At 65.4% G+C, this 10,887-nt stretch carries 10 protein-coding genes; 4 read left to right on the forward strand and 6 right to left on the reverse strand.

Features of this window, described 5'->3' with window-relative positions:
- The first annotated feature begins 5 nt into the window (after positions 1 to 5).
- A complete protein-coding gene (locus AC1KVG_RS19960) occupies positions 6 to 1,040 on the forward strand; it encodes a glycoside hydrolase family 43 protein (protein WP_481095546.1) in 1,035 nt (344 codons plus the stop codon).
- 182 nt (positions 1,041 to 1,222) lie between these two features.
- Here AC1KVG_RS19960 and AC1KVG_RS19965 read toward each other — a convergent pair whose 3' ends face one another.
- Positions 1,223 to 1,873, reverse strand: coding sequence for a DUF6058 family natural product biosynthesis protein (locus AC1KVG_RS19965; protein ID WP_481095547.1), 651 nt, complete (start codon positions 1,871 to 1,873; stop codon positions 1,223 to 1,225).
- Positions 1,874 to 2,127: 254 nt separating this feature from the next.
- Between AC1KVG_RS19965 and AC1KVG_RS19970 the strand changes: the two genes are divergently transcribed.
- A complete protein-coding gene (locus AC1KVG_RS19970) occupies positions 2,128 to 2,661 on the forward strand; it encodes a lipocalin family protein (protein ID WP_481095548.1) in 534 nt (177 codons plus the stop codon).
- Between the two features lie 89 nt (positions 2,662 to 2,750).
- Here AC1KVG_RS19970 and AC1KVG_RS19975 read toward each other — a convergent pair whose 3' ends face one another.
- Positions 2,751 to 3,104 carry a ribonuclease E inhibitor RraB gene (locus AC1KVG_RS19975; protein WP_481095549.1) on the reverse strand — a complete coding sequence of 118 codons (354 nt, stop codon included), beginning with the start codon at positions 3,102 to 3,104 and terminating at the stop codon, positions 2,751 to 2,753.
- A gap of 194 nt (positions 3,105 to 3,298) precedes the next feature.
- Complete coding sequence (locus tag AC1KVG_RS19980; RefSeq protein WP_481095550.1) at positions 3,299 to 3,871, reverse strand: hypothetical protein; 573 nt, start codon at positions 3,869 to 3,871, stop codon at positions 3,299 to 3,301.
- Between the two features lie 159 nt (positions 3,872 to 4,030).
- On the opposite strand from AC1KVG_RS19980, the gene AC1KVG_RS19985 reads away from it, so the two are divergent.
- Positions 4,031 to 4,234 (forward strand): YdcH family protein, encoded by a 204-nt coding sequence (locus AC1KVG_RS19985; protein WP_167393935.1) that lies wholly within the window; start codon positions 4,031 to 4,033, stop codon positions 4,232 to 4,234.
- Between the two features lie 247 nt (positions 4,235 to 4,481).
- Here the strand turns inward: AC1KVG_RS19985 and AC1KVG_RS19990 are convergent, their stop codons facing one another.
- The 3 genes from AC1KVG_RS19990 to AC1KVG_RS20000 all read right to left on the reverse strand — a co-directional run bounded on the left by AC1KVG_RS19990 (position 4,482) and on the right by AC1KVG_RS20000 (position 9,423).
- Positions 4,482 to 5,462, reverse strand: a complete 981-nt coding sequence (locus AC1KVG_RS19990; protein ID WP_481095551.1) for a zinc-binding dehydrogenase — start codon at positions 5,460 to 5,462, stop codon at positions 4,482 to 4,484.
- A gap of 317 nt (positions 5,463 to 5,779) precedes the next feature.
- On the reverse strand, positions 5,780 to 8,449 hold the full coding sequence (gene plsB / locus AC1KVG_RS19995; RefSeq protein WP_481095552.1) for a glycerol-3-phosphate 1-O-acyltransferase PlsB: 2,670 nt from the start codon (positions 8,447 to 8,449) through the stop codon (positions 5,780 to 5,782).
- Positions 8,449 to 9,423, reverse strand: coding sequence for a hypothetical protein (locus AC1KVG_RS20000; RefSeq protein WP_481095553.1), 975 nt, complete (start codon positions 9,421 to 9,423; stop codon positions 8,449 to 8,451). The genes plsB and AC1KVG_RS20000 overlap by 1 nt, the downstream gene beginning before the upstream one ends.
- A gap of 409 nt (positions 9,424 to 9,832) precedes the next feature.
- Here AC1KVG_RS20000 and AC1KVG_RS20005 point away from each other — a divergent pair, with 409 nt between their 5' ends.
- Positions 9,833 to 10,885 carry a LacI family DNA-binding transcriptional regulator gene (locus tag AC1KVG_RS20005; protein WP_023905749.1) on the forward strand — a complete coding sequence of 351 codons (1,053 nt, stop codon included), beginning with the start codon at positions 9,833 to 9,835 and terminating at the stop codon, positions 10,883 to 10,885.
- Positions 10,886 to 10,887 lie beyond the last annotated feature (2 nt).

The following is a 10,887-nucleotide window of genomic DNA, read 5'->3' on the forward strand; positions in this document are numbered from 1 at the left end:
CGCGCATGTCCGATGAACTGCACTCCGATGCACTGCAGGCGCTGGCGCGCACCGCCATTTCCGCACCGCTGGTCACCCACCTCTACACCGCAGACCCTTCCGCACACGTGTTCGACGGCGCGCTGTACCTGTATCCCTCGCACGACATCGATGCCGGCGTTGCCTTCAGCGATGACGGCTCGCATTTCGACATGGCCGACTACCACGTATTCCGGATGGCGCATCCCAATGCGCCGGTCGAAGACCTCGGGCAAGTGCTGCACGTCCGCGACGTCCCCTGGGCAAAGCGGCAGATGTGGGCGCCGGATGCCGCGCAGCGCGATGGCCGTACGTACCTGTATTTCCCCGCAAAACGCGCCGACGGCATCTTCCAGATCGGCGTGGCGGTGGGCGATCGCCCCGAAGGCCCGTTCGTTGCCGAACCCGAGCCCATCGCAGGCACCTACTCGATCGACCCGGCCGTGTTCGCCGACCACGACGGCGCGCATTACCTCTACTTCGGCGGCATCTGGGGCGGCCAGTTGCAGCACTACCGCGACAACGTCTACGACCAAACCAACCAGGAACCCGCAGACGACGCACCCGCACTCGGCCCGCGCGTCGCGCGCCTGCGCGAAGACATGACCCAACTGGCCGAACCCACCCGCGAGATCGTCATCCTCGACGAACACGGCACCCCGCTACGCGCCGGCGACCATGCCCACCGCTTCTTCGAAGGCCCCTGGGTTCATCACCACGCCGGCCGCTATTACCTGTCGTATTCCACCGGCGACACCCACCTGATCTGCTACGCCACCAGCGACACGCCGTACGGCCCGTTCACTTATCAAGGCGTGCTGCTCGCCCCGGTGATCGGCTGGACCACCCACCACTCCATCTGCGCCTTCGAAGGCCAGTGGTATCTGTTCTATCACGACGCTGTTTTATCAGGCGGGCAGACGCATCTACGCAGTATCAAAATGGCATCGCTGGAGCACGATGCGGATGGAAAGATCGCAACGATCTATCCATATGGGGAAGACGCGGTATCGCCTTGGTGAATGGTCGCCGCTGTGCGGTCAGTTGCAGACGCTAGTCATTGGCTGGCGCCAAGGCAAGTGAGCCATGGCCCGCTCGTTGCCGCTGACGGGCGATCCTCCGGGGAGCGTCCTGTGGCGCGTCGATCCTGCATTGCATGCTTTGTGCAGCCAGCCACTCAGGCCTTGTCTCCATCGCGCACGCCTCACGCCTCGCGCATGGCCACCAAGGGACGCAGATCGTCCACAAGGCGCTTTCTGCTGCTACGCGCGTACTCGACCGGGGAGAACGGCATTGCCGAGTCTGCGTAGGCATCGATGAGTTGCAAGAGTGCGTCCCTGCCAATCTCCTCCGGCGCGGGATTACTGCCGGCCTCGGTCAGCGATGTCAGCCGTTCCTGGAGCATTTCCTTCCTGGCGATCTCCATGCCGAGGGACGGGTCTGCCACGCACAGGCCAAAGGTCCCATCAAGAAAATAGGGGATGAACCCCTGGATCTTTTTTTCGATGGCATCCGGGCCCTCGATGTGCGCGCGCAACCCTTTCTCCAATTCCCGACCCAATGCCGCAAGCACGGCATCACGCGCGTCCCCCTTTGCGGCTCGGTCGGCGATGTCCACCCATTTCCTGCATTCGGGACGGAAGTAGTCGCCCACAAGGCGCTCGTCGATGTGTGTGACTCCAAACGCCGCCGAACGGACGGAATGTCCGTCGCACGTATACGTCGGTTTGGGTATGGCATCCGCTTCCAGAAGCGCATCGAGCCGATCGACCGTGATGCCGGCAAGCGATGCGAACGTTGGCTTGTCGACGAAGTGCGTTTGCAGATAGTTTGCCAGCGTCACCGACTGCTGCATGGACAATCACCCGTGTTCATAGAGGGGCGGGACGCTATCACACCGGTACGTAGACAGGCACAAGATCGGCCTCTGTTCGCCAGAACTGGCGAGACGATGACGACACGCTGCCACGACTTCTCGCACGGTACCGTCATGTCACTGGCACAGAGGGGCACGCTTGCACCCGGGCCGGAACTGCATCGCATGGGGCTGCATCCAAGCGCATTGCAGCTACGTAGGCCCATGTACGTGCTCTTTTGATGGAGGTTGCCATGCGACATCGTTCGATGCTGTTGTTACTGACGCTTGCGGTCTATGGGAGTGCCAGCGCAAGCGATTCACGCGCTGCACTGCCCCGCGCAGACACTGTTGACGTGCCACGCTTCATGGGCGACTGGTACGTCATCGCGCACATTCCTACCCGGCCCGAGCGCAAGGCCTACGATGCCGTGGAGCGCTATGCGCTGCGACCGGATGGCCGCATCCAGACCACCTTCACCTTCCGCAAGGGAAGTTTCGAGGCGCCGCTCAAGTCCATGCATCCGATCGGCGAGGTCGCAAAGGATGGCAATGGCGCGCTGTGGAGCATGCAATTCTTCTGGCCGTTCAAGGCTGAGTACGTGATCGCCTGGCGAGATGCAGATTACAGGCAGACCATCGTGGCACGCAGCAAGCGCGACTACGTCTGGTACATGGCACGTACTCCGCAGGTGTCCGAGGCCGACTATCAGCAGGCTGTTCAACGTATCGCCGCAATGGGCTATGACGTGTCACAGCTGCGTCGCGTACCACAGTCGCAGCGCTGATGCGGTAAAAAGGGCCGATGCGGTAAAAAAGTGCGACGCGCTCAGCGATGCAGTGGCTGCATCGCAGGCTCTCTCGCACACCGCCCGCGTTAGACGTTCTTTTCATCCACAGAAAACTCCCATCCGTCATTCAAACCTCCCAACGGCTTGGCCTCCGTTGCCAACTCTTCCTCGAACGCCGAAATCGCCTTGTACGACGGGATCATGGTTGGATACACGGTCACGTCCATCGGAAACGCCGTGTTTTCCTCGTAATGGCAGCAACGCACTTTTTGCTCGAAACGAAGCATCGTCACCGAGAACGCCAATGCAGACTCCTTCGTGGGGAAGACCACTGAGAACGCAATCTCGCGCGGCTTCGAAAGATCCACCCCTTGCTGGGCGATGTGCCAAAGGGTGTCGCCATTATCGTCTTTAGGGTACAGATCCGGATTTCGTTGCATGGTGGCTTCGGTCGTTGGCGGCCAGTTGGCCGAGGAAGAATCGTCGCGACGGGCTTGTGCGCGTGCTGATTGGGTATCGTTGCGAGCCAGACGTCAGTTCCTGGAGCCAGCCATTTTCCCGGTTTTCCACCACCCTGCTGAGGCGATGAAGTCGCCGCTCACGTGGCCGCGCGATGCGCGACCACCGAGACAGTTCACGGAACCCAAATCAAATTCATCAACTGCGGGTCCGCGGTGACCTTGACCAGCTTGCCGCTGGGGCCGAACTGCACCTGATATTCGGAAAAACTGTCACGCCAGTAGCGCCACAGCGAGGCGTCCAGATTCGGGTTCTCGCTGCTGATCGGGTAGCCGACCGCCATCAGGACCTGTTCGCGGGTCATGCCGCCGGTGAGCTTGCCATCGTTGATTGCCTGGCGAATCTTCGGCGGGAAGGTGGCGAGCTTGAGCTTGGGGTCGGCGCTGACGACGTAGCGGGCGGCGAAGGCGGTGTTGTCCAGGTCGCGGCTGTAGTCGTTGCCGATGGATTGTTTTTCGCCGGCGATCTTGAGGTTGACGCGGTTGCGGCCGAAACCGGTGACGCTGACCGGGGTGCCGACGGGGAGCACGCGCTTACCGTCTTCGGCGTAGTTGCTGTCGCTGATCCAGCTACCGTCGGTGCGCAGGTTGCAGCACAGAAAGCCGTCGTACTTGGCGACGTCGGCCGCGGTGGCCAGGGTGGAGGCGGTGAGCAGGCTCAGGGCCAGCAGGGAAGAACGCAAACGCATCGTAAAGACTCCTTTCTCGACGGCCGTGGCCGCGCGGCAATGATGAGATGAGGCGCGCCGCCGTTTCCCCAACGGCGCGCAGGCATTGTCGCAGCCTCGGGCAGCTTGGCAAGCGCGGCGGGTGACGCGACCGGCATCGGTTTGTGTATGCTCGGAGCCGTGGAAACCCTCTCACCCGCCGAGATTGCCGAGCAGATCGCCGAGTTGCGACGCGCCCACCGCGCGTTGGACGAGGAGATTCAGCGCGTGCCTGCGAACGTGGAGGACGAGCTGCAGATGAAGCGCTTGAAGAAGCGCAAGCTGCATCTCAAGGACTGCATTACGCGGCTGGAAATGGAGCTGGTGCCTGACGAGCCGGCGTGAGGTTGGTGCGTGCGGCCGCTTGGGTTTGCTTTGCGGTTGTTGGTATCGGCAGCGCGGGGATAGGCAGTTGGGTCACTGAGTGATGCAGGCAGCGTTTGTCTGATGGCCACCGCGGGCTTTAGCTGAGGCTCGTCGCGTTGATCGCTTGGGCCGTACCCTCACCCCAACCCCTCTCCCGGGGGGAGAGGGGCTTTGTCTCCTTGTTTTTGGAGCTAAATGCGGTCTGCTGGCGAGTCGCGCCCTTGGCCTAGCCCGCGCGTAGCAGGACCTTGCCACTGCGTCCCGGTTCGGCACTTGCTGCGGCGGCCTTGGCGGCATCTTCCAGATCGAACACCGCTTCCACCGGCAAGGCCAGGCTGCCATCGACGGCGGCCTTGAGCAGTTCGCCGATCATGCGGCGCTTGTCCTCGGGCTTGGTGGCGGCCGTGACCTTGCTGCCCCAGAAGCCACGCACGCTGGCCTGCTTGAAGATCACATCGCCGCTGGAAATCTGCAGCGGCTCGCCGGTCATCGAGCCGAACGAGATCAACTCGCCGCCTTCGGCCAGCAGCGCCATCAACTCGCCGGCCGCGCTGCCGGCGACCGAGTCGATGGCACGCACGATCGGTGCGTCGCCGGCCAGCGCGCGCGCCTTGTACTGCCAGCCTGCTTGCGCGGTGGAGATTGCGTTGCCGATGCCCAGCGCTTTCAGCTCGTCCACGCCGGCGTCGCGGCGCACCAGGTTGATCACGTTGATGCCGCGTGCGGCGGCGAGCATGGCCACGGTCTTGCCGACCGCGCCATTGGCGGTGTTCTGCACGACCCAGTCGCCTTTTTTGACGTGCAAGGATTCGATCAGCATGAGGGCGCTCAGCGGCATGGCGATCAACTGGCAGCCGCGGTCATCGTCGAGTGCGTCGGGCAGCGGGACGACGCCGGAGGCGTCAGCAAGGAAGTATTCGGCCCAGCTTTCGTGCACGCCGGCTGCGACGACGCGCTGGCCCACTTGCAGGCCTTCGACGCCTTCGCCGAGGGCGTCGATCACGCCTGCCGCTTCGCTGCCGCCGATGGCCGGGAGTTCGGGCTTGTAGCCGTAGTTGCCGCGCACGGTCCACAGGTCGTGGTTGTGGATGGGCGAGCGGCGCATGGCGATGCGGATCTGGCCCTTGCCCGGCTGCGGCGTGGGCCGCTCGCCGAGTTCGAGCACCTGGGCGGGGTCACCGAATTGGGTGTGGATGGCTGCGCGCATGGAGGTCTCCTGCCGGGCACGCTCTTGCTGCGACGCGCCCTATCGTTGTGAAAGGTGGCGCGATGCTATCGGCAGGGCTGCAAGGGAGGGATGAAACGAACGGAACTGCTGTGTGAAGTTGTTGGCGTGCGCGAGTAGTGACGTTGGTCTGCCGCAGCGCTGGAGGATTTGCGTGCTGGCCGACCCTCATCCGCCCTTCGGGCACCTTCTCCCAAGGGGAGAAGGGAAACGTCGCGCGCGTCTGCGCCTACCTACGTGCCCTGCCATTGGCTCACCCTCACGTACTGCAGGGAGACGATGGCGGTTGCACCGCCGCCTTACTCAGCCGGCGGCGACACCACATCCGGCTTCGCCGCTTCCGGGCTGACGCGCTCGATCGTGTGCCGCAGCTCGCGGCCCAGGATGAACTTGGCATCCTTGGCCCACGCATCCAGCCGCTCGTCGAACACCAGCTTGCTGTTCTCGTCCGGCCACACCAGGCGCAGTTCGCGCAGTTTCTGGATGAAGCTGCGGAACAGGGTCTTGTCGAAGAACTCCGGGGCGGCCGGGGCGTACAACAGGCTCAGGCGTTGCGCGGCCTGTTGGCACAGGCTTTCCAGTTCGCCGGCGCCGAGCACGCCGGGGCCGTTTTTCACCAGCACCGAGATGGCGATGTAATAGCGCTCGAACGCCTGCTGCAACGAGTGACCGATCGCGCGCAGGCGGAACACCTCGTCGGTCTGCCCGGTGTTGCGGGTCAGCACACCGCCATCGTCGTCGGCGACGTTGAGCAACAGGCCTTCGCGCACGAACATGTCGATGGTCTGTTCGATGCGTTCGGCGAAACGGTCTTCGCTCCACGGCAGGAACAACTCCGCCTGCAGGAACGGGTACACGGTGCGACCCAACCGCAGCAGGCCGGCACGGCTCATGCGGCGGTTGTTCTGGAAGCAGCATGCCACCCACGACGATGCGGTAAACAAATGCAGCACGTTGTTGCGGAAGTAGCTCAGCAACACCGCGGTGTCGCCGCTGACGCTGAGCACATCGCCCAGCGGGTGCGACACACGCGTGAGCACGTTGATCTCTTCGGCGTGGGTGATGATGCGCGCCGGGGTATGCGGGGTGACGGTGACGCGGTCCGAATACGGCATCTCCGCCAGCAGCTTCTTGCACAACTCGATCTGCGCGATCAGGTCGGCCTCGCCCATCGCATGCTTGGGCGTGGACAGCAGCGCCAGCGCCAGCAGGTTGATCGGGTTGACGTCGGCGGCGCAGTTGATGCGGGTCTGGATCTGCGTGGACAGCGTGTCCACCGCCGGCGCGAGCCAGCTGGGTTTTTCATCGTCGGGCAGCGGTTGGCTATCCCACTCCGGGGCATGCTTGGCCAGCACGTCGTTGAGCGCGATCGGCTCGCCGAAGTTCACCACCACCTGGCCGTAGTTCTGCTTGAGCACCTTCGGGATCGACCACAGCAGGCCCCAGATGGATTCCTTTTCCTTGGGCCGGCCGGTGAGCTCGTCCAGATAGCTGTTGCCTTCCATCAGCTTTTCATAGCCGATGTAGACCGGCTGGAACAGCACCGGTTTGCGCGGCTGGCGCAGATACGCGCGCAGCGTCATGGCGATCATGCCGCCCTTGGGCTGCAGCAGACGGCCGGTGCGCGAGCGCCCGCCTTCGACGAAGTATTCGATCGAGTAGCCGCCGGCCACCAATTGGGCGACGTATTCGCTGAGCACCGCCGAATACAGCGCGTTGCCGCGGATGCTGCGGCGGATGAAGAACGCACCGCCCTTGCGCAGCAGCGTGCCGACCACCGGCAGATTGAGATTGATGCCGGCCACGATGTGCGGCGGCACGATGCCGCGCTCGTACAGCAGGTAGCTCAGCAGCAGGTAATCCATATGGCTGCGGTGGCTGGGCACGTAGACCACTTCGTGCCCGGGCGCGGCCTGTTTGAGCTTGTCCAGGTGATGCACCAGCACACCGGCGTAGATGCGGTTCCACACGTGGGTGAGCAGGAAGCTGGCCGAGCGCACCACCGGGCTGGAATAGTCGGCGGCGATTTCCCAGGCATAGGCGTGCGCCTTGCGCCAGGCATCCACCGGCTTGCTGTTGTCGCGCCTGGCCTGGGTGGCGATGGCCTCGCGCACCGAGTCGGCGGCCAGCACCTGGTCCACCAGCAGGCGGCGGGTGGACAGATCCGGCCCGATCACCGCCTCGCGGATACGCCGGAAATGGGTGCGCAACACGCGCTGCAATTTGCGCAGGGTGCGCTCGGGCGGCAGGCCCTCGGCCATGGTCTGGCGCAGCGAGATCGGCGGGGCGAAGCGCACGATGGTGGTGCGGCCGTTGAGCAGCACCGCCAGCAGGCGCCGGAAGCGGCCCACCAGCGCCCAGTTTTCCGAGAACAGCACCGCGAACCAGCCGCTCTGCTTGTCGGGGGCGCGGCCGACGAAGATCGACACCGGCACCAGATGCACGTCCAGGTCGTCGCGCACGCGGTGCGCCTGCAGCAACTTGGCCAGCGAGTCGGAATGGGTCTTGCCGCCGCGCTGCTCGGGGATCAACGAATTACTGCTGCTACGCCGCGACAGCGCCAAGTAGGCGCGCTTGCGCTGCAGCGGGTCGCCCGGCAGCGGCACCAGTGGCGAGGGCAGCCCGGCCTCGCGGCAGGCCTTGTCCAGGATCAGGGCGCTGGACAGGCCGTAGTCCTCCAGCACGTAGACCACCGGCGTGCCGTCGTCGTAGCGGCTCGGTTGATCCGGTTCGATGGTCAGGCTCAACCACGGGTCGGCCAGCCGACCGAGCAGGCGCGCCCACCACGGGCGTTTGGCGTTACGGGCGGCGGCGACGGCCGGCGCGATCGACGGCGCGGCGTCCGGCGGAACCGGTACGGCCGTCGGCAATGCCGCGGCTGTGGCACCGAGATCGGCGGCGGCAGCGCTGGGCGGGGCGGGCTGGCCGTCCGGGAACGGCAGGGGATTTTGTTCTGGCATCACGGTCATTATCGCCCAGCCGGGCGTTGCCCGGTGGCGGCGGGCTTGGCGGGCGCGGCCGCCGGGGTGTCGGGCGCTGCAGCGGCGTCGGGTAAGGGCCCCGCCGGCGCGGCGCTGATCAGCGCCTGCACCTCGTCCTGGGTTTGCTGCGGGTACCAATGGCCTTCGCGCTTGAGCAGGGCGATGGTGAGGTCGATGTCATGTGCAGCCAGGGGATAGCGCAGCCGCACCTGGGCGCGCTCGCCCTCCTGTTTGATCAGGCCGGTGCGCAGCGCATCCAGGCTGGTGTCCAGCGACAGGCCGTAGCGCTCCAGCACCTGCTTGGCCGCTGCCCAGAACGGCCCCAGCCGGCGCAGGCTCTCTTCCATCCCCAAGCGCTGCAGATCGGCGTCCGAGCCGATGCCGGTGGCGCGGGCGGCGGTCACCAGGTCGGTGATGCTGGCCTTGGCACGGGCGCGATCGGCCAGCGGCGCGGTCGCGGCCCAGGCGCTCAGGGCGTCGACCAGTTGCACGTAATGCGCGCGCTGCTCGGGCTGGTAGTCGTTGCGGCTGCGCAGGTATTGCACACCGAACTGGCCCAGCGACTGCGCGGCCTGGCGGATGCCCTGCGCCTGCCCGGCCAGTTGCGCATCGAAGGCCTGTTGCAGCTGGCGTTCGGCACCGGGCGCGGACAGCGTGCCGAGCAGGTCGCCCACCTCATTGGGCAGCGGCAGCTCGGTCAGTGGCCAGCGGCTGGCACCGCTGCGCCAGGCCGCTTCCAGCTGGGTGTACTGCGCAGGCGTGACCCGGATCCGCGCATAGGCAACCAGATCGTTGCGACGCAATGGCATGGTCATCGACTGCATCGCCGCTGCCGGCTCGGCGGTGGCGCCGGGCAAGGCAGCGGCAGTGTCGCTGCGCTGGCAACTGCTGGCGCATAGCGCTGCCAGCAGCACCCACGCGATGGACTGGAACCGGCCGGCGCGGACGGTGGATAGCGACATGCGCACGATGTTCCCCTGGTCGATCGGCGCATCTTGCTGTCTGAATGCGTTGGCGGCAAGGCGCGCGACAACCGTGCGCTGGGGTACGGTGGGAAAACGTTAGATTTTCGTAGTTCCAGGCATGTTGTCGTCCAGTGTCCGACATTGACCGCTGTTGTCTTCTCCGGACAAACTTGTCCAGGCATCTGCTGCGAGCCCTTGTGCTGCCTGCGTTTGCTGCAATGCTGCAGCGCATCATGTAAGCGCTTGCAGTTCCTGCTAGCGTGCGCGCCATCTCGTTCTGAGATCGCCATCGGTCGGGGCCGATGTCATCCATGTGCATGTGTGGCACGAATGTTCTGCGCCAGCGGACCATGCGCCCTGACCCGGCGCGCGGCGCCAGGCGCGTTGTTTTGGGGAGTGCGAGAGCATGAGTCGACCAAGGTCCGAAGGCGGTAGCGTCACCATCAAGGATGTCGCGCGCGAAGCGCAGGTGTCGGTGGCCACGGTCTCGCGCACCATGAACGGGCATCAGCACGTGGCCGAGTCGGTGCGCGAACGCGTGTTGCAGGTCGCCCGTGCGCTGCACTACATCCCGCATCACGCCGCGCGCAGCTTGAGCAGCCGGCGTACCCACACCATCGGGGTGGTGTTGCCGGACCTGCATGGCGAATTCTTTTCGGAATTGATTCGCGGCATCGACCAGGTGGCGCGCGAGCAGGGCTATCACCTGCTGGTGTCCAGCTCGCACGGCGACCCGCAGGCGCAGCGCAAGGCGCTGGAACGCCTGCCCGGGCGCGTGGACGGGGTGGTGGTGATGTCGCCCTCGCTGGGCGACTCCGGCGTGCACGAAGACGCGCTGCCCGGCGGCCTGCCGGCAGTGCTGCTCAACTGCGCCGGCACGGCCAGCCAGCGCCCGGTGCTCAACGTGGACAACTACGGCGGCGCGCGGTTGATGACGCGGCATCTGCGCGACAGCGGCCATCGCCGCATCGCCTTCATCGCCGGGCCGGCCGACAACTTCGATGCGCATGAGCGTCTGCGCGGCTACCGCGACGAGCTGGCGCTGGATGCGCAGGCGCAGCCGTGGGTGCTGCCGGGCAACTTCGATGAAGAATCCGGCTACCGCGCCGGCCAGACCCTGGCGCAGGACACACGCCCGGATGCGGTGTTCGCGGCCAACGACATGATGGCGCTGGGCTGCCTGTTCGCGCTCGGCCATGCCGGGCTGAAGGTGCCGCAGGACATCGCGCTGGCCGGCTTCGACGACGTGCCGATGGCGCGCTACGTGCTGCCGGCGCTGACCACCATGCGGGTGGATATCGCCGGGCTGGGTGCGCGTGCATTGCAATTGTTGCTGGGTCAGCAACTGGTAGATGCGCCTGCACCGCCCACCGATGCCGCCCCGCCGGCGTTCTCCGAGATGGTTCCCGAATTGATCGTGCGCGCTTCCAGCGCGCCGCGTGCTGCGCCTCCTACCTGAGA

It is taken from the genome of Xanthomonas sp. NCPPB 3959 (genome assembly GCF_056675575.1).